This window comes from Mesorhizobium sp. GW821-FHT07A06 (assembly GCF_059419085.1).
On record NZ_JBWKRC010000001.1, the window covers coordinates 836,702 to 855,207 of the forward strand.

19 protein-coding genes are annotated in these 18,506 nt (G+C 62.7%); 13 read left to right on the forward strand and 6 right to left on the reverse strand.

The window, feature by feature from the left end; translation table 11 throughout:
- Positions 1-27 precede the first annotated feature (27 nt).
- Positions 28-1,281: a tyrosine--tRNA ligase gene (gene tyrS / locus AC07SZ_RS04225; RefSeq protein WP_494913385.1), complete on the reverse strand. Its 1,254-nt coding sequence runs from the start codon at positions 1,279-1,281 to the stop codon at positions 28-30.
- Positions 1,282-1,650: 369 nt separating this feature from the next.
- Here tyrS and AC07SZ_RS04230 point away from each other — a divergent pair, with 369 nt between their 5' ends.
- The 4 genes from AC07SZ_RS04230 to AC07SZ_RS04245 all read left to right on the forward strand — a co-directional run bounded on the left by AC07SZ_RS04230 (position 1,651) and on the right by AC07SZ_RS04245 (position 5,247).
- A complete protein-coding gene (locus tag AC07SZ_RS04230; protein WP_056562295.1) occupies positions 1,651-2,385 on the forward strand; it encodes a glycosyltransferase family 2 protein in 735 nt (244 codons plus the stop codon).
- Positions 2,378-2,710 carry a lipid-A-disaccharide synthase N-terminal domain-containing protein gene (locus AC07SZ_RS04235; RefSeq protein ID WP_056562293.1) on the forward strand — a complete coding sequence of 111 codons (333 nt, stop codon included), beginning with the start codon at positions 2,378-2,380 and terminating at the stop codon, positions 2,708-2,710. The genes AC07SZ_RS04230 and AC07SZ_RS04235 overlap by 8 nt, the downstream gene beginning before the upstream one ends.
- A gap of 40 nt (positions 2,711-2,750) precedes the next feature.
- Complete coding sequence (locus AC07SZ_RS04240) at positions 2,751-4,400, forward strand: ArnT family glycosyltransferase (RefSeq protein ID WP_494913386.1); 1,650 nt, start codon at positions 2,751-2,753, stop codon at positions 4,398-4,400.
- A 106-nt stretch (positions 4,401-4,506) separates the two neighbouring features.
- Positions 4,507-5,247 carry a phosphatase PAP2 family protein gene (locus AC07SZ_RS04245; RefSeq protein WP_494913636.1) on the forward strand — a complete coding sequence of 247 codons (741 nt, stop codon included), beginning with the start codon at positions 4,507-4,509 and terminating at the stop codon, positions 5,245-5,247.
- An 18-nt stretch (positions 5,248-5,265) separates the two neighbouring features.
- Here AC07SZ_RS04245 and AC07SZ_RS04250 read toward each other — a convergent pair whose 3' ends face one another.
- On the reverse strand, positions 5,266-5,916 hold the full coding sequence (locus AC07SZ_RS04250) for an FMN-binding negative transcriptional regulator (RefSeq protein ID WP_494913388.1): 651 nt from the start codon (positions 5,914-5,916) through the stop codon (positions 5,266-5,268).
- A 21-nt stretch (positions 5,917-5,937) separates the two neighbouring features.
- Positions 5,938-6,612, reverse strand: a complete 675-nt coding sequence (locus AC07SZ_RS04255; protein WP_027042409.1) for an alpha/beta hydrolase — start codon at positions 6,610-6,612, stop codon at positions 5,938-5,940.
- A 241-nt stretch (positions 6,613-6,853) separates the two neighbouring features.
- On the opposite strand from AC07SZ_RS04255, the gene AC07SZ_RS04260 reads away from it, so the two are divergent.
- The 7 genes from AC07SZ_RS04260 to sufA all read left to right on the forward strand — a co-directional run bounded on the left by AC07SZ_RS04260 (position 6,854) and on the right by sufA (position 14,013).
- Complete coding sequence (locus AC07SZ_RS04260; RefSeq protein WP_494913389.1) at positions 6,854-8,017, forward strand: cysteine desulfurase family protein; 1,164 nt, start codon at positions 6,854-6,856, stop codon at positions 8,015-8,017.
- A gap of 187 nt (positions 8,018-8,204) precedes the next feature.
- Positions 8,205-9,722, forward strand: coding sequence for a Fe-S cluster assembly protein SufB (gene sufB, locus AC07SZ_RS04265; RefSeq protein WP_494913390.1), 1,518 nt, complete (start codon positions 8,205-8,207; stop codon positions 9,720-9,722).
- 27 nt (positions 9,723-9,749) lie between these two features.
- Positions 9,750-10,505: a Fe-S cluster assembly ATPase SufC gene (gene sufC / locus AC07SZ_RS04270; RefSeq protein WP_056562278.1), complete on the forward strand. Its 756-nt coding sequence runs from the start codon at positions 9,750-9,752 to the stop codon at positions 10,503-10,505.
- Positions 10,506-10,530: 25 nt separating this feature from the next.
- Positions 10,531-11,799 carry a Fe-S cluster assembly protein SufD gene (gene sufD, locus AC07SZ_RS04275; RefSeq protein WP_494913392.1) on the forward strand — a complete coding sequence of 423 codons (1,269 nt, stop codon included), beginning with the start codon at positions 10,531-10,533 and terminating at the stop codon, positions 11,797-11,799.
- A 4-nt stretch (positions 11,800-11,803) separates the two neighbouring features.
- Positions 11,804-13,048: a cysteine desulfurase gene (locus AC07SZ_RS04280; RefSeq protein ID WP_056562276.1), complete on the forward strand. Its 1,245-nt coding sequence runs from the start codon at positions 11,804-11,806 to the stop codon at positions 13,046-13,048.
- 8 nt (positions 13,049-13,056) lie between these two features.
- Complete coding sequence (locus AC07SZ_RS04285) at positions 13,057-13,449, forward strand: SUF system Fe-S cluster assembly protein (protein WP_081294794.1); 393 nt, start codon at positions 13,057-13,059, stop codon at positions 13,447-13,449.
- Positions 13,450-13,632: 183 nt separating this feature from the next.
- Positions 13,633-14,013 carry a Fe-S cluster assembly scaffold SufA gene (sufA, locus tag AC07SZ_RS04290; protein WP_013532156.1) on the forward strand — a complete coding sequence of 127 codons (381 nt, stop codon included), beginning with the start codon at positions 13,633-13,635 and terminating at the stop codon, positions 14,011-14,013.
- A 34-nt stretch (positions 14,014-14,047) separates the two neighbouring features.
- Here sufA and AC07SZ_RS04295 read toward each other — a convergent pair whose 3' ends face one another.
- On the reverse strand, positions 14,048-14,545 hold the full coding sequence (locus AC07SZ_RS04295; protein ID WP_056562270.1) for a GFA family protein: 498 nt from the start codon (positions 14,543-14,545) through the stop codon (positions 14,048-14,050).
- A gap of 89 nt (positions 14,546-14,634) precedes the next feature.
- On the opposite strand from AC07SZ_RS04295, the gene AC07SZ_RS04300 reads away from it, so the two are divergent.
- Positions 14,635-14,958, forward strand: a complete 324-nt coding sequence (locus tag AC07SZ_RS04300; RefSeq protein WP_056562267.1) for a TfoX/Sxy family protein — start codon at positions 14,635-14,637, stop codon at positions 14,956-14,958.
- 9 nt (positions 14,959-14,967) lie between these two features.
- Here AC07SZ_RS04300 and AC07SZ_RS04305 read toward each other — a convergent pair whose 3' ends face one another.
- Both AC07SZ_RS04305 and AC07SZ_RS04310 read right to left on the reverse strand, forming a co-directional pair.
- Entirely contained in the window at positions 14,968-15,885 is a 918-nt protein-coding gene (locus AC07SZ_RS04305; protein WP_494913394.1) for a pseudouridine-5'-phosphate glycosidase, read from the reverse strand.
- Between the two features lie 75 nt (positions 15,886-15,960).
- On the reverse strand, positions 15,961-16,905 hold the full coding sequence (locus AC07SZ_RS04310; RefSeq protein WP_172373979.1) for a carbohydrate kinase family protein: 945 nt from the start codon (positions 16,903-16,905) through the stop codon (positions 15,961-15,963).
- Positions 16,906-17,186: 281 nt separating this feature from the next.
- Here AC07SZ_RS04310 and recA point away from each other — a divergent pair, with 281 nt between their 5' ends.
- The gene (recA, locus tag AC07SZ_RS04315; protein ID WP_013895892.1) at positions 17,187-18,287 is read left to right on the forward strand and encodes a recombinase RecA; all 1,101 of its coding nucleotides are present in this window, start codon (positions 17,187-17,189) and stop codon (positions 18,285-18,287) included.
- Positions 18,288-18,506: the final 219 nt, after the last annotated feature.

Consider the following 18,506-nt stretch of genomic DNA (forward strand, 5'->3'; position numbering starts at 1 on the left):
TGAAATGGTGAACGGCTGCAGGCGGCCTCAGCCTGGCCGCACCAGAACGTGTTTTTTCTTGCCGAGTGAAAGCTTTACGACGTTTTCCGGACTCAGATCCTGAAGCGTGACCATGCGGCGATCATCGCTGACCGTTTGGTCGTTGATGCGAACCGCACCGCCCTGGATGTGCCTGCGCGCTTCGCCATTGGACGATGCCAGCCCGGCCGTGACCAGCAGCGACAGGATGCCGACGCCTGCCTCCAGCGCTGCCTTGTCGGCCTTGACGGTCGGCAATGTGTCGGCAAGCGCCCCTTCTTCGAAGGTTTTTCGCGCGGTTTCCTCGGCCAGCTGCGACGCTTCGCGGCCATGGACGATCGCCGTCGTCTCCGTGGCCAGCACCTTCTTGGCCTCGTTGATCTCGGAGCCGCCGAGCGCCGCCAGGCGCGCGATCTCATCGAGGGGCAGGCGGGTGAATATCTTCAGGAAGCGCTCGACGTCGGCGTCCTCGGTGTTGCGCCAGTACTGCCAGAAATCATATGGCGAGAAGAGGTCGCCATTGAGCCAGACCGCTCCCTTCGCCGATTTACCCATCTTGGCGCCCGACGATGTCGTAAGCAGCGGCGTGGTCAAAGCGTAAAGCTGCGGCGTGCCCATGCGATGGCCGAGATCGACGCCGTTGATGATGTTGCCCCACTGGTCTGAACCGCCCATCTGCAGGCGGCAGTTCTGGCGCCGGGCGAGTTCGACGAAATCATAGCCCTGCAGGATCATGTAGTTGAATTCGAGGAACGACAGCGACTGCTCGCGGTCGAGCCGAAGCTTGACGCTGTCGAAGGTCAGCATGCGGTTGACGGAAAAATGCCGGCCGACGTCGCGCAGGAACTCGACATAGTTGAGTTTCATCAGCCAGTCCGCATTGTTGACCATTATGGCGTCGTTCGGGCCGTCGCCGAAACGCAGGATGCGGCCGAAGATGCGCTTGATGCCCTCGATGTTGGTGGCGATCGCCTCAGGTGTCAAAAGGCTGCGCTGGTCGTCACGGAAGGACGGGTCGCCGATCATCGACGTGCCGCCGCCCATCAGAGCGATCGGCCGGTGCCCCGTCTCCTGCAGCCAGTAGAGCATGGTCGCGGAGATCAAATTGCCGATATGCAGGCTGGTGGCGGTGGCGTCGTAGCCGACATAGGCGGTGACCGTTTCCTTGGCGAAAAGTTGGTCGAGGCCGGTCTCATCCGAAATCTGGTGGATGAAGCCGCGCTCGCTCATCGTGCGCAGGAAATCGGATTTGAAGGCAGGCATGGTTTCTTTCCCGAAAGCGTCCGCCCGGTCCGGCGCGGGCGTATGTGAACGGGCGCGTTTAGCATCCAAGCGCGATCAGCAAAAGTGGAATCCGGTTTTGCGTTCGATCGCGCGGCAACCAGGAGTTCGCGATCAGCAAAAGTGGAATCCGGTTTTGCATCCGCTCGCCTGCGCCCGAAGGACCACAAGATGTCCTGATGATCACCGGTTGTTGAAACGGCGCGTCGCGCCGTCCGGCACCAATGCTTGCTTCATCGTTTCGGCTGGCGTAATGAGGCGCCGCGCCAAAGGTTCTTGCAGCCCACGACCTCGAGCGGCACCGCACGGCATCCAGGAATGCCATATCCGACGACAGAGCCCCGACGCGACATGCCGGACGCATTGATATCCATCGTCATTCCTTGCAGGAACGAGGCGGCAAACCTGCCGCTGCTGATCGACGAGATCGAGACGGCGATGGCCGGGCGCGACTTCGAACTGATCATCGTCAACGACGGCTCGACCGACGAGACGGCTGCCGTGCTGACCGAGCAGGCGGCCCTTCGCTCCTTTCCGGTACGGGAATTGCGGCACCAGAAATCCGCCGGCCAGAGCCTCTCCGTGCGTTCGGGCGCCTGGGCGGCGCGCGGCGGCATCGTTGCCACGATCGACGGTGACGGCCAGAACGATCCGCAATACATCCCCGTGCTGGTGGACGCCTTGCGGCGGGCCGGCCCCGATTTCGGCGCCGCCCAGGGGCAGCGCCTCAAGCGCCGCGACAGCAAGGTCAAGCAGCTGGCGTCGCGCTTCGCCAACTGGCTGAGAAACGCCATATTGCATGATGAGACGCGCGATACCGGCTGCGGCCTGAAGGCTGTACACACCGATATCCTGCGCAAGCTGCCGTTTTTCGACGGCACGCACCGCTTCGTTCCGGCCCTGGTCATCCAGGAGGGCTATCGCGTCGTGCATTGCGACGTCGTCGACCGCTCGCGGCGGCACGGCAAGTCGAACTACGGCATTTTCGACCGTGGCCTGCAGGGCGCGCTCGATCTCGGCGGTGTCTGGTGGCTGCGCCGCAGGCGCCGCAGAATGCCAAAAGTAGAGGAAATCAAGCGTGTTTAACGTGCTTCAGGAACTGGCGACGTGGCTTCACCAGGTTTTCATCAAGCAATTCGATGCGTGGGTCCTGCTCGGCTTCATTGCCCAGTTCTTCTTCACCATGCGCTTCGTCGTGCAGTGGCTCGCCTCGGAAAAGGCCAAGCGCAGCGTGGTGCCGGTGGCCTTCTGGTTCTTCTCCCTGTTCGGCGGCGGCCTGCTTCTGATCTATGCCATCCAGCGCCAGGATCCGGTGTTCATCGCCGGCCAGGCCATGGGCATGTTCATCTACATCAGGAATCTCTGGCTGATCGCCAATGAGCGCAAGGCGGCGATGACCAAGGTCGATTGAGCGGCCTGTCCCATCAAGAAATGACCAGAGAGGCTCGAGCATGGCGTTGAACAGGAACTACATTTTTCTCTTCCTGTTCAGCCTGGTGATGACGGTTTCGGGGCTGGCGTCCCTGCCGCCGATCGACCGGGACGAGTCGCGCTTCGTCCAGGCCACCAAGCAGATGGCGGAGAGCGGCGACTATGTCGACATCCGCTTCCAGGAAGCCTCGCGCTACCAGAAGCCGATCGGTATTTATTGGCTGCAATCTGCCGCCGTGACCTTGAGCGGCAAGGGGGCCGAAGCGCCGATCTGGGTCTACCGCACGGTCTCGGCGCTCGGCATTGCCATTGCGGTGCTGGCGATCGCCTGGACAGGGACCAATCTTTTCGGCGCCAATGCCGGCCTCGCCGCCGGCCTGGTGATGGCGGCGATCTTCGCCACGGCCTTCGAGGGCCGCGATGCCAAGACCGATGCGATGCTGCTTGCCTGCTGTGTGGCGGCGCAAGGCGCGCTGGCGCAGATCTACCTGTCAGCGCGCCGCAACGAACCGGTCGCCGGGCACCTCTGGTGGATATTCTGGATCGCGCAAGGGGCGGCGATCCTCATCAAGGGGCCGATTGCGCCGTTGCTGTCGGCGCTGACCATCGCGGTGCTGTTCGCCTTCGAGCGCGATGGGCGCTGGCTGTCGAAACTCAGGATTGGACGCGGCCTGTTGCTGGTCGTGGTGATTGCGCTGCCCTGGCTCGCCGCGATCACCTGGAAAAGCCATGGTGCTTTCCTGCAGCAGGCTGTCGGCAAGGACATGCTTGGCAAGGTCGCGTCGGGCGAGGAATCGCACGGCCTGCCGCCGGGCTTTTACATGCTGACCTATTCGCTGTTCATGTGGCCCTTCGGCTTGATCGCGGTCAGCGCCGGCCTCCAGGCCCTCAACCGTCTGCGCGACGATCCCAGGCTGCGCTTCTGCCTCGCCTGGTACATCCCTTTCTGGCTCGTATTCGAGCTCATTCCGACGAAGCTGCCGCACTATGTCCTGCCGGCATATCCCGGCATGGCGCTGCTGATCGGCTGGCTGCTGACGCTGCAGCCGCAGGATGCCAATGCACCGCTCAGGCGCTGGCAGCAATGGCTGTGGTGGTCGACCGCATTCGGTCTGGCCGTGGTCAGCCTTGGTCTGGCGGCGGTCTGTATCGGAGCGCCGATCTATCTCACCCACACATTTTCCTGGTGGAGCATTCCGGCCGCCGCTGCCGCGCTCGGCACTGGCTACCTGGGTTTTTCGCGACAGTTGCAGGTGCCGCTGCCTCGCATCGGAGCCACCGCCGCCTGTGCCGGCATCACCTATGCCTTGCTGTTCGGCGTCATCGCTCCATCCCTGAAGCCGATATGGCTGAGCCCGGCGATCAGGCAGGCGGTGCTTGCCAACAAGGCTTGCGACACGACGGTGCTGGCCTCGGCGCGCTATCAGGAACCGAGCCTGGTCTTCCTGGTCGGCACCAAGACGGTGCTGACCGATATTGGCGGGGTGGCGGAACATCTGCTTGCCGATCCGGGCTGCGCGTTGGGGCTGGCGCCGATCGAGGATGAGCAGAAGCTGAATGGCATGCTGTCGGTGCGAGGCAAATCGGTGAACCGCGTCGCGGAAGTCGACGGCCTCAACTATTCGTCGGGAGACAAATTGTCGCTCGGCCTTTATCGTATCGCGCAATGACTTCGGCGATGAGGTCGACTTCCCAATGCTCGTGAAATCGCGCCCACCCGTTTCTGGCAGGCTCCTGGGGACAGGGCGCCGGTCGGTCGACAATTTTCTCGACACGATGCGGATCGTGAGAGGGCGCTTTGCTGCCCGCCCCGCCAGATACCCGAACATAGTATGGTCGGTCTGGGGCCTGGGCTGGGTTCTGCTGACGGCGGCCGCGTTTGTCCGTCTCGACACCCCGGCGGGGATGCTCCGTGATCAATGGTCGCCGGGATTCGTCCGTCTGGCCGACTTTTTCACGCAGTTCGGCCTCGGCGGCTGGTATCTCATTCCGCCCGCGCTTTTGCTTGTCGCGGCCAATCTGATCGATTGGCGAAGTCTCTCGAGGCGATCATTGATGCTGGCCTACAACTGGACCTGCCTGGCTTTCCTGGTGCTGAGCGCCGTCGGCCTGTCCGGCCTGACGGTCAATGTCCTGAAATACGCCATCGGCCGGGCTCGCCCGCTCTACTTCCAGGATTTTGGTGTGCTGGCCCTGCATCCTTTTGCTTTCGATGCACGCTTCGCAGGCTTTCCATCCGGCCATGCAACGACGATGGGCGCGGTGTTCGGCGTTCTTCTGCTCTTGTTTCCGCGACGCTGGTATATTGCGCTGGCGGTGACGGCCTGCATCGCCTCGACCCGGGTCTTCGTTGGTGCCCACTACCCCAGCGACACGGTCGCCGGCTTCGGCCTCGGCTGCGCCTTCGCGCTCGCCTGCGGGGTGGTCTTTGCCCGTCTCGGCTTCATCTTCCGGCCGATGCAGTCGGGATTGCCGGTCCGCAAAGCATCGTTCCGGCTGATTGCCCCCGACAGATAGTTCGCAGGGCGGATGGGTCTAATTGGTGTCCAGTCCGCCGTAGGATCTCACCAGGCGAGCCATGTCGGACGAATTAGCCGTTTCGCTTTCGAGCCCTTGCGCGACGCCCGCGCGATCGGCGACGGGACGGTTCTGGCTGACCTTCCACTTGCCGTGGATCTCGCTGATCGCGATCTCCAGTCCGATGATCCCCTTGATCTGCGACTGGATGAAGGGCGGCGGCGCATCGGTCACCGCCCAAGGGGCTTCGCGGGGGCCTTCCTGCGATAAGGTCAGGTCGGCGATCTGCTGTGCCAGCCAGTCCTGGTCGTCGATCACTTTTGCCGTGCCGCGTACCTGGACAATGGCATAGTTCCAGGTCGGCACCACCTTGCCGGTCTCACGCTTGGTCTCGTACCAGGAGGGCGTCACATAGGCGTCGGTGCCCTGGAAGACGATCAGCACGGGTGATGACGGGTCTTCCGCAATAAGTTTCCAGTGCGGGTTGGCCTTGGCCAAGTGGGCGCGCAGCCTGCCGTTCGGCGACGCCCCGGCGTCGAGCAGGAACGGAATGGCGTCGGCGACCGGACCGTCAGGGCCGTTCGAGATCAGCATGCCGAGCGGATGCGACCGGATCAGTCCGTGCAGGACATCGGGTCGGGTTTCCTGGAAATGAGGAGGCTCGTACATCGGCGCTGGCGCCTTCCCGGTTTATCTCAGCCGCTTCGGCCGCGGATCGGACAATTCGCCCGCCAGCCGGCGATCGAGATAGTCGGCGCATTCCTCGATCAGCAGGTCGGCGTCGTTGGCGAAAAAGTGGTTCGCACCGGGCAGCGTCTTTTGCGTGATGGTGATGCCCTTCTGCGTGTGCAACTTGTCGACCAGGCCTTGCACATCCTTCGGCGGCGCCACCTTGTCGGCATCGCCATGGATGATGAGGCCCGATGACGGGCAGGGCGCCAGGAACGAGAAGTCATAGGTGTTGGGCTGCGGCGCGATCGAGATGAAGCCTTCGATCTCCGGACGGCGCATCAAAAGCTGCATGCCGATCCACGAGCCGAAGGAGTAGCCGGCGACCCAGCAGCTCTTGGAATCCGGGTGCAGCGACTGGACCCAGTCGAGTGCGGCCGCCGCATCCGACAATTCGCCGGTGCCGTGGTCGAACTCGCCCTGGCTGCGGCCGATGCCGCGGAAATTGAAGCGCAGCGTGGTGAAATCACGCTTCTGGAACATGTAGAAGAGGTCGTAGACGATCTTGTTGTTCATCGTGCCGCCGAATTGCGGGTGCGGATGCAGAACGATGGCGATCGGCGCGCTCTTTTCCTTGGAGGGCTGGTAGCGTCCCTCCAGGCGACCGGCCGGACCGGTGAAAATGACCTCAGGCATGAAATACTCCACTTAGGTAATACGAATGCGCGGCGCCCGGGAACGTGTCTTCCTCTGGCCTTGACGCAGGGCGAGCGTCTTCTTAGAAGCTAGTTTAGAACTATTCAAAACTGAGTGGCCAGACGTCGAGCCCGGCAACCCGCGCCGCAAGCCGCGTAAATAGGACGGCTCGCCTTGGAATTTCAAGGAAATAACGCCATACGACGACCGAATGGCTTCTGACGGGATCAACTGGACGAAAATGGCCGCAAAACGTGCCTATCTCGACTACAATGCCAGTGCGCCGCTGCTTGCAGCGGCGCGCGAGGCCATGGTCGCGGCACTTGATGTGGCGGCCAACCCTTCGTCTGTTCACGCCGAGGGCCGGGCCGCGCGGCGCTTGATCGAGACGGCAAGGCGCGAGGTCGCGGCATTGGTGAATGCCAGGCCCGAACATGTCGTGTTCACCTCCGGCGCGACGGAGGCGGCCTCGACGCTGCTCTCCCCCGATTGGCGGATGGGGCGCGGCAGCGTGCGCATGAGCCGGCTTTACGTCTGCGAGGCCGATCATCCCTGTCTGTTGAATGGCGGGCGCTTTCCGGCGGCGCAAATGACGCGCATCGGCGTCGACGCCGATGGCATTGCCGATCTTGCGGCCTTGGCGACGGCGCTTTCCGGTCATGACAAGGCCGATGGCCTGCCGCTGGTGGCGATCCATGCCGCCAACAACGAGACCGGCGTCATCCAGCCGATCGATCGGATCGCGGCGATTGTCAAAGCCGCAGGCGGCATTCTGGTTGTCGACGCGGTTCAGGCCACCGGCCGCGTTTCCATCGATATGTCAGCGGGTTACGCCGATTATCTGATTCTGTCTTCGCACAAGATTGGCGGCCCCAAGGGCGTCGGCGCCATTGTTGCTGCCGCCGATCTGATGATGCCGAAGCCCCTGATCAATGGCGGTGGCCAGGAAAAGGGCCATCGCGGGGGCACGGAAAACCTCGCCGCCATATCAGGCTTTGGCGCCGCCGCACGCGAGGCCGTGGCCGGACTGCCGGCGATCGATGTGGTGCGCGAGCGTCGTGACGAGATCGAGGCAATCGTCAAAATGCTGGTCCCGGACGCGGAAATCTTTGGAACCGGCGCGCCAAGGCTTGCCAACACGACATTCTTCGCTATTGCGGGCGTCAAGGCCGAAACCGCGCAGATCGCCTTTGATCTCGCCGGCGTGGCGCTGTCGGCCGGCTCAGCCTGTTCGTCGGGCAAGGTCGGACCGAGCCATGTGCTGAAGGCCATGGGCTACGGCGATAGTCTCGGCGCCCTGCGTGTGTCTATTGGCCCGGCGACGGGTGCCGAGGACGTCGAACTGTTCCGCAGTGCGCTGGCGGGTATCGCCGCTCGTAGGGCGGATAAGGAAAAGGCCGCTTGAGCGGTTGGACGATTTTGGGCCTTTCGGCCTGGTAGAGCCGTGCGTTTCATGCTGGCCGGGTGAATTTCCGGTCGAGGCGCACTATATGGAACTTACGCTGCCGCGAGCGCTTCTTGGGCGTTCATTTCGGCGGTGCCATAGTTTGAAAACTGTCGGGCCTTGACCCCGGCGTGGATGGAGAACGCATATGCCTGCTGTGCAGGACACGATCGATCGGGTCCGAAAGATCGACGTCGACCAATACAAATACGGATTCCAGACCGAGATCGCTGTCGACAAGGCCCCCAAGGGCCTGAGCGAAGACATCATCCGTTTCATTTCGGCCAAGAAGGACGAGCCGTCCTGGATGCTGGAATGGCGCCTGGAAGCCTATCGGCGCTGGCTGACGCTGGAAGAGCCGACCTGGGCGCGCGTCCACTATCCGAAGATCGATTTCCAGGACATCTATTATTACGCTGCGCCCAAGAGCACGCCCGGCCCGTCGTCGCTCAACGATGTCGATCCAGAGCTCCTGAAGGTCTACGAGAAGCTCGGCATTCCGCTACGGGAACAGGAAATCCTCGCCGGCGTGCAGAAGACCGATGCCTCCGATCTCGAGGAGCCCAGCGACAATGTCTACAAGTCGGGCCGTGTCGCCGTCGACGCGGTGTTCGATTCCGTCTCCGTCGTCACCACCTTCAAGAAGGAGCTGGCGCAGGCCGGCGTGATCTTCTGCTCGATCTCGGAAGCCATTCGCGAGCATCCGGAACTGGTCCAGAAATATCTCGGCTCGGTCGTGCCGACATCGGATAATTTCTACGCCACGCTGAATTCAGCTGTCTTCACCGACGGCTCGTTCGTCTTCGTACCCAAGGGCGTGCGCTGCCCGATGGAGCTGTCGACCTATTTCCGCATGAACGAGAAGAACACCGGTCAGTTCGAGCGCACGCTGATCATCGCCGAGGAGGGGGCTTACGTCTCCTATCTCGAGGGCTGCACGGCGCCGCAGCGCGACGAGAACCAGCTGCATGCCGCGGTGGTCGAACTGGTGGCGCTCGACGATGCCGAGATCAAATATTCGACGGTGCAGAACTGGTACCCCGGCGACGCCGAGGGCAAGGGCGGCATCTACAATTTCGTCACCAAGCGCGGCGATTGCCGTGGCGACCGTTCGAAGATCTCGTGGACGCAGGTCGAGACCGGTTCGGCGATCACCTGGAAATACCCGAGCTGCATTCTGCGCGGCGACGATTCCTCCGGCGAGTTCTATTCGATCGCCGTCTCGAACGGCTATCAGCAAGTCGACAGCGGCACCAAGATGATCCATCTCGGCAAGAACACGTCGAGCCGCATCATCTCCAAGGGCATTGCCGCCGGCTTCTCGCAGAACACCTATCGCGGCCAGGTTTCCGCGCACCGCAAGGCGACCAACGCCCGCAACTTCACCAATTGTGACAGCCTGCTGATCGGCGACCAGTGCGGCGCGCACACCGTGCCGTACATGGAAGCCAAGAACTCGACGGCGCAGTTCGAGCACGAAGCGACGACGTCCAAGATTTCCGAGGACCAGAAGTTCTACGTCATGCAGCGCGGCATTCCCGAAGAGGAAGCCATCGCGCTCATCGTCAACGGCTTCGTCAAGGACGTCATCCAGCAACTGCCGATGGAGTTCGCCGTCGAGGCGCAGAAGCTGATTGGCATCTCGCTCGAGGGCTCGGTCGGCTGACCGGACAGATATTCAGGAAACAAAAGAATGCTTGAAATCAGAAACCTGCACGCCCGCATCGTCGATGACGGCACCGAAATCATCCGCGGCCTGAACCTGACGGTGAAAGCCGGCGAGGTCGCCGCGATCATGGGGCCGAACGGCTCGGGCAAATCGACACTGTCCTATATCCTCGCCGGCCGCGAGGACTATGAGGTGACCGAAGGCGACATCCTGTACAATGGCCAGTCGATCCTCGAAATGGATCCGGCCGAACGCGCGACTTCGGGCATCTTCCTCGCTTTCCAGTATCCGATGGAGATACCGGGCGTGGCGACCATGGAATTCCTGAAAGTGGCGATGAACGAGCAGCGCAAGGCGCGCGGCGAGGAGCCGCTGAAGATCCCGGAATTCCTCAAGCGCGTGAAGGAAGCCGCCGCCTCGCTCAGCATGGACATGGCCATGCTGAAGCGGCCGCTCAATGTCGGCTTCTCCGGCGGCGAGAAGAAGCGCGCCGAGATCCTGCAGATGAAGCTTTTGGAGCCGAAGCTGTGCGTGCTCGACGAGACCGATTCCGGCCTCGACATCGATGCTCTGAAGATCGTTTCCGACGGCGTCAACGCGCTGCGCGCGCCGGACCGGGCTTTCCTGGTCATCACCCATTATCAGCGCCTGCTCGAACACATCGTGCCCGACAGCGTGCACGTGCTCTACAAGGGCCAAGTCATCAAGTCCGGTGACAAGTCGCTGGCGCTCGACCTCGAGGCCAATGGCTATGCGGGCGTGATCGGCGAAGCCGCGTGAGATGCCAGAAGGCAAGGTCAAACTGATGAACATGCACACACAGCCGCAGCGGACACCGGCCGAGACGGCGTTGATCGACGCGTTCGGCGACCGGCTGTCGCTGCTGCCGGGCGACGGCGCGGTAATGCTGAAGCGCGACGACGCGATCGAGGCGATCAAGCACGGCCTGCCGACGCGGCGCGTCGAATCCTGGCACTACACCGACCTGCGCCGGCTGTTGAATGCGGTGCCGGACTTCGATCCGGCCGCCATGGCCAAGGCCGTCGCCCCGATCGTCGAAGGCTCCGCCGTTCTGCCGGTCCTGAACGGCAAGTCCGACGCGAAGGTGCCTGATATCGAGGGTGTCACCATCCAACGCCTGTCGGACAAGCTGATCGACGGCAGCATCGCGCCCGGGCTCGATCGCTACGGCGCCGATGATGCGATCGGCGCGCTGAACACCGCCTTCGTCGCCGATGGCTACTTTGTCGACATCGCCGATGGTACGGAACTCGAGAAGCCGATCGAATTGCAGAATATACAGGCCGGCGGCCAGACCCATGTGCGTCTGCCGGTGCGCGTCGGCGCTGGGGCCAAGGCGGTCATCGTCGAGCGTCAGGCGGGTGACGGGGCTGCCCTGGTCAGTTCGGTCAGCCAGCTTGTGCTGGGTGAGGGTGCCGAGGTGACGTGGCTGATCGTCCAGGAACAGCCGGAGACGGCGACCCATCTGGCGCAGTTCAAGGCCCATATCGGCAAGAATGCGAAACTGACCCTGTTCGTGATGAACGCCGGCGGCAAGCTTGTGCGCCAGGAGGTCATGGTCAGGACGACGGGCGAAGGCGCCGACTTCAAGCTGCGCGGCATCAACCTGCTCGCTGGCGACACCCATAGCGACGTGACGATGGTGCTCGACCACGCGGTGCCGCACACGACCTCCACCGAGATCATCCGCAATGTGGTGACCGGCAAGGCGCGCGGCGTTTTCCAGGGCCGCATCAACGTCCACCAATACGCGCAGAAGACCAACGCCAAGATGGCCTGCAACACATTGCTCCTGTCGGACGACGGCGAGTTCTCGACCAAGCCGGAGCTGGAAATCTTCGCCGACGACGTCGTCTGCGGCCATGGCGCGACCGTCACCGAAATCGACCACGACCATCTGTTCTACCTGATGGCGCGCGGCGTCGACGAGAAGTCGGCCCGTGGCCTGCTGGTCAAGGCGTTCGTCGCCGAGGTGATCGAGGAACTGGATGACGAGTCGATCGTCGAGGCGCTGGAAGCACGGCTGGACGACTGGTTTTTGACACACGGGTGAAATAATGAACGCTCCAGGCAAGATCGGAGATTTCTACGACGTCGAGGCGATCCGTCGCGACTTTCCGATCCTGTCGCGGGAGGTGTACGGCAAGAAGCTGGTCTATCTCGACAATGGCGCCTCGGCGCAGAAGCCGCAGGTGGTGCTGGATACGATCCAGCACGCCTATTCCCAGGAATACGCCAACGTCCATCGCGGCCTGCATTTCCTGTCGAATGCCGCGACCGACGCTTATGAAAAAGCGCGTGAGACGGTGCGCCGCTTCCTCAACGCACCGAGCACCGACAACATCGTTTTCACCTCCAACACGACCTCGGCGATCAACACGGTCGCCTATGGCTATGGCATGCCCAATATCGGCGAGGGCGACGAGATCGTGCTGTCGATCATGGAGCACCACTCCAACATCGTTCCCTGGCATTTCATCCGCGAGCGGCAGGGCGCCAAGCTGGTTTGGGTGCCGGTCGACGATCTCGGCGTCTTCCATATCGAGGAATTCGAGAAGCGGCTGACAGACCGCACCAAGCTTGTCGCCATCACCCAGATGTCGAATGCGCTGGGCACGGTGACGCCGATCAAGGAGATCGTGCGCATCGCGCATGCGCGCGGCATTCCCGTACTCGTCGACGGCAGCCAGAGCGCCGTGCACATGCCGATCGACGTGCAGGATCTCGACTGCGACTTCTTCGTCTTCACCGGCCACAAGGTCTATGGCCCCTCGGGCATCGGCGTGCTCTACGGCAAGAAGGACATTCTCCAGGGTATGCGGCCCTTCATGGGTGGCGGCGAGATGATCGAGGAGGTGACGGAAGACATCGTCACCTACAACGAGCCGCCGCATCGCTTCGAGGCCGGCACGCCGCCGATCGTCCAGGCGATCGGGCTCGGTGCCGCGCTTGACTACATGGAAAAGATCGGCCGCGAGCGCATCGCGGCGCATGAGGAAGACCTCAAGACCTATGCGCATGAGCGGCTGCGCGCCATCAACTCGCTGCGTATCTTCGGCGACGCGCCGGGTAAAGGCGCGATCATCTCCTTCGAACTGCAAGGCATTCATGCCCATGACGTGTCGATGGTGATAGACAGGCAGGGCGTTGCCGTGCGCGCGGGCACCCATTGTGCCCAGCCGCTGTTGAAACGCTTTGGCGTAACCTCCACATGCAGGGCATCGTTCGGCATGTATAATACCAGGGCCGAAGTCGACGCTTTGGCCGAGGCGCTCGAAAAAGCGCGAAAGTTCTTTGGGTGATGACGACCATGGACGATGTGAGCACAACCGCTGAGACCGCGCCGGGAACGGCTGCAGATGGCATCGTATCGGCCTCCGCCATTCCCGCCGACGAACTTGCGCGGCTGACAGACGATATCGTCTCGGCGCTGAAGACGGTCTACGACCCGGAAATCCCGGCCGACATCTACGAGCTTGGCCTCGTCTACAAGATCGACATCGAGGACGACCGCTCGGTCAAGATCGACATGACGCTGACCGCGCCGGGCTGCCCGGTGGCCGGCGAAATGCCGGGCTGGGTGGAAAATGCCGTCGGCGCCGTCGAAGGCGTGTCCGGCGTCGAGGTCAACATGACCTTCGACCCGCCCTGGTCGCCCGACCGCATGTCGGAAGAGGCACAGGTGGCGGTGGGCTGGTACTAAAGCATGTCGCCCAAAAGTGACCTCGGTTTTGGGACAACGACATGCATAAACCAAAAACCTAAAGCGCGTCACGCTTTAGCAGGTCGAGCCCGGTACACTTGCGCCGGTGGTAAAAGTTCACCATTTTAGGTGAGGAATCATTCGGCAGGCCTTGAACCTGCATGGAATGGAGAAGGAAAGAGAATGGGACGCTTTGCCGTCATCACGATGACCGAAAAGGCCGCCGACCGGGTGCGCGAGATCGTGGCTACCCGTGACAACGCGCATGGCATCCGCCTCGGCATCAAGAAGGGCGGCTGCGCCGGCATGGAATACACGGTAGACCTGGTGACTGAACCCAACACCAAGGACGACCATATCGAGCGCGACGGCGCCCATGTCTATGTCGCGCCGGAGGCGGCGCTCTTCCTGTTCGGCACCGAGATGGATTTCGAGCAGACGACGCTGCGCACCGGCTTCACCTTCCACAACCCGAACCAGAGTTCGGCCTGCGGCTGCGGCGAGTCCGTCGAACTGAAGCCGGCTGACCTCAAAGCGCTGGCAGAGGCACGCGCCTCGGCCTGATCTTTCCTTCGCCCTGCTTGCGGGGCGAAGGAAACTACTCCACCCACATACCCGTCCGCTTGTGCCAGTCGGCGATCGACTCTTCCGGGTAGATATCGAACACCTTGTCGCGCTTGCCGATCACGGGTTCGACCCAGTTTGCCTTGTATTTCAGCATAAGATGCACCTTTTCAGGCGGTTTCGGCAGGTCGCTGTCGATCGCCGAGGCGAAGGGATGCACCAGTTCCGGCCAGGTCGGATCGTAGAGCCAGAGCGCCGCCCCGCATTTGCGGCAGAAATTGCGTTCGCCGGTCGAGACCTCGCAATGCGGACGCTCGTCGTCCTCGATCTCGGCACGGTAGACGCCAAGGCTCCTCTTGCCCCTGATGTTCAGCGTTTCGTAGTCGGCACCGAGATTGATGGCGAAACCGCCGCCGCCCTGCTGCTTGCGGCAGATCGAACAGTAGCACAGCATGAACGGGACGGGCGTGTGGCTCTCCACCTCGAAACGCACGGCGTTGCAGCGGCAGGATCCCTTGAGCAGAAGCGGCATGACAAAAACTCCGACTGAATGATCTCAACCTGTCAGCATGATCTTGGTTGCGCGGTGACAATGTCAAATGCCGGTGACATGATCGCGGCATGGACAATGAACGCATCGCCGAACTGTTCGCCGGCCTTGGCCCGGTCAGCATCCGCAGGCTGTTCGGCGGCAAGGGCATCTATTTCGACGGCGTCATCGTCGCCATCGTGCTGCGCGGCGAATTGCTGATGAAGGCCGACGAGCAAAGCGTCCCCGACTTCGAAGCCGAGGGCTGCAAGCAATGGACCTATACCGGCTCGCGCCACGGCAAGCTGGTCGCCATGCCCTATTGGAGCATTCCCGACAGTGCCTTTGACGATCCGGACGAGATGACGGTGTGGGCACGCCGCGCCCATGAGGCTGGAAGGCGCGCAGGCAAGTAGCCGCCGAACCTACAGCGCCTTTGCTATCTCGGCCGCCAGCCTCGCATTGTTTTCGACCAGCGCGACGTTGGTCTTCAGGCTGCGGCCGCCGGTGAGTTCGAGTATCTTCGACAGCAGGAACGGCGTCACCGCCTTGCCGGTCACGTGCAGAGCCTCGGCGGCCTTTTGCGCCGCTTCGATATAGCCCGCCATTTCTTCGGCCGGGATTTCGTGGTCCTGCGGCACCGGGTTGGCGATCAGCATGCCGCCGCCGAGCCCAAGCGCAGCCCGGGTCTGGTGGAAATGCGCGATGTCTTCCGGCTTGTACAAGGTGAGAGGCGCGCGGAACGGCGACTGCCGCGACCAGAAGGCGGGCATGGTCTCGCAGCCATGGCCGACAACAGGCACGCCGCGCGTCTCCAGCACTTCCAGCGTTTTTTCGATATCGAGAATGGCCTTGGCGCCGGCCGAGACGACGATGACCGGTGTGCGCGCCAACTCATCGAGATCGGCCGAAATATCGAAACTCGTTTCCGCCCCCTTGTGCACGCCGCCAATGCCGCCGGTGGCGAACACTTTTATCCCGACCATATGGGCGGCGATCATCGTCGCGGCGACCGTGGTGCCGCCGGTACGTCCTTGCGCGACGGCGAAGCCGAGGTCGGCGCGCGACAGCTTCATGGCGTCGCCGGTCATGGCGAGCGATTCGCGTTCGCCGTCGGAAAGGCCGATCTTGATGCGCCCGCCGACCACGGCGATCGTCGCCGGCACGGCACCACCGTCGCTGATGATCTTCTCGACGTTCGCCGCCATGGCGCCATTGTCGGGGTAGGGCATGCCATGGGTGATGATGGTGCTTTCCAGCGCCACCACCGGGCGTCCGGCGGCCAGGGCTTGCGCCACCGGCGCGTGGATATCGATGAAGGGGCGTGCGGTCTCTGGCGTCATCTCTAATCTCCAACCGGTGTGCGTTGCATCCATCAAGACGCGCGGCGGCACTCCGGTACTATGAATTTGCCGGTCTCATGCCACTTCCTGCACATCGGGCACAAGGGCCAGCGCTTCCATGAAGGCGGCTGCGGTGAAATCGGGAACGGCGTCGGCGCTCTCGATGGCCAGGGTTGCCGCGGCGACGCCTTCCCGCAACGCCGCCCGCAAGGGTATGCCGCGCAGCAAGGCGGCGACCGTTGCCCCCGCCAGCGCATCTCCCGCGCCGGTGACGTCCACAACTTTCCTCGGGGCGGGCGGCATGATGGCAAACATGCCGTCGCGATCGAAACCCAGCACCGGGCCGCCGCCCGCCGTTACCACCGCGCTGGCGAGGCCGGCGCGCTTCAACCCGTCAACGATGCCGCGCTGGGAAGCCGCGCCGTCCAGGCCTGCCAGCGCGAGGGCCTCGCGCTGGTTCATGAAGACGACGGCCAGATTGCCGAGCACCGGCTTCAGGCGCACGATCTTGGCCGGCGAAATGGCAATGGCGAATACGGGCTTGCCGGCGGCAAGCGAAACCAGTCGCTCCAGTGCCGCCGACGGCAGATTGGCGTCACACAGGATGGCGTCGGCGGCCGCGATCGCCTCCCGCACCTTGGATCGGCGGATCTGCTTGGGAAACGCCAGGTCGTACAGCGCCATGTCGGCAAAGCCGACGATCAACTCGCCTTCGCGATCGATCAACGCGGTATAGCTTGGTGTCGTGCGGTCAAGGAACACCGCTGACAGATCTGCAATCCCTGCCTTCGCTATGGCGCGTGAAACGGTGTCGCCCGCCGCATCGCCGCCGCGCATCGAAAGCAGCGAAGCGGAGACGCCGCGCAACACTGTGTTGCGCAGCGCGTTGAAGACGCCGCCGCCGACATCCTCGCGCATCGTGCCGGGGTTGGACGCGGCCGGCACGTAGAGGCCGGACACCTGGCCGCGCCGGTCGATGTGGGCCCCTCCCACGGCCAGTATCTTTGCGGATTTCACCATGGCGGCGATATGACCTTTGTTGTTGCAGCCGCACAAGCGCTAGGCTGCGCGACAGAGCTTCGCATGCAAGGCAGCGATTCGGCAGGCCGGGACAACGGCGCCGGCTGGCCCAATGGGAGGCGGGTTGCTGCTCGCGTTTCTGGTACGAAAAAAGAACAAATCAGGATATCGTTTATTTTTCAAACGGTTGTTGCCTCTTGCCAAATGAGAACAAAAAAGGTACAAAATGCCAGGGATTGCGGATTGTCCGGCCTTCATTGACGACCAAGGGGTGATGTATCATGGCTCAGAATTCTTTGCGGCTTGTAGAGGATAAGGCAGTGGACAAATCAAAGGCTCTGGATGCGGCGCTGTCGCAAATCGAGCGGGCTTTCGGCAAGGGCTCGATCATGCGGCTCGGCGCCAACGAGCAGGTCGTCGAGATCGAAACGGTGCCGACCGGTTCGCTCGGCCTCGACATCGCCCTCGGGGTTGGTGGCCTGCCGCGCGGCCGCATTATCGAGATCTACGGGCCGGAAAGCTCGGGCAAGACGACGCTGGCGCTGCATACGGTGGCCGAAGCCCAGAAGAAGGGCGGCATCTGCGCCTTCGTCGATGCCGAGCATGCGCTCGATCCGGTCTATGCCCGCAAGCTCGGTGTCGATCTTGAAAACCTGCTGATCTCGCAGCCCGACACGGGCGAACAGGCGCTGGAGATTTGCGACACGCTGGTGCGTTCCGGCGCCATCGATGTGCTGGTGGTCGATTCGGTCGCGGCGCTGACGCCGCGCGCGGAAATCGAGGGCGAGATGGGCGATTCGCTGCCCGGCCTGCAGGCCCGCCTGATGAGCCAGGCGCTGCGCAAGCTGACCGCCTCGATCTCGCGCTCCAACACCATGGTCATCTTCATCAACCAGATCCGCATGAAGATCGGCGTCATGTTCGGTTCGCCCGAAACCACGACCGGCGGCAACGCGCTGAAATTCTATGCATCGGTGCGCCTCGACATCCGCCGCATCGGCTCGGTCAAGGATCGCGACGAGGTCGTCGGCAACCAGACCCGCGTCAAGGTCGTCAAGAACAAGCTGGCGCCGCCCTTCAAGGTGGTCGAATTTGACATCATGTATGGCGAGGGCGTGTCCAAGACCGGCGAACTGGTCGATCTCGGCGTCAAGGCCGGCGTGGTCGAGAAGTCGGGCGCCTGGTTCTCCTACAATTCGCAGCGTCTCGGCCAGGGCCGCGAAAACGCAAAACTGTTCCTGCGCGACAATCCCGATACCGCGCGCGAGATCGAACTGGCGCTGAGACAGAATGCCGGGCTGATCGCCGAGAAATTCCTCGAGAATGGCGGCTCCGAGGGCAACGGCGACGACGGTTTTGAGGACGAAGCCGGCGCGATGTAGGACACTGCCAGAGTTCGGCCATAAAGCCGGCCTATGACCTGATGCTTAAGTAATCGAGTTCTTTCGTACCGCGTTCAAAACCGCCGGCCTTCGAGCCGGCGGTTTTTGTTTTTGGACAGTGCGGAGCCGGCCTGACAAGCTCCTGAAGCGCTTCGCGTCTGAGCGGATTCACGCGACACGCTTCAGGTCTTTATCCTCATGCATGTCGCTATGCCAAAA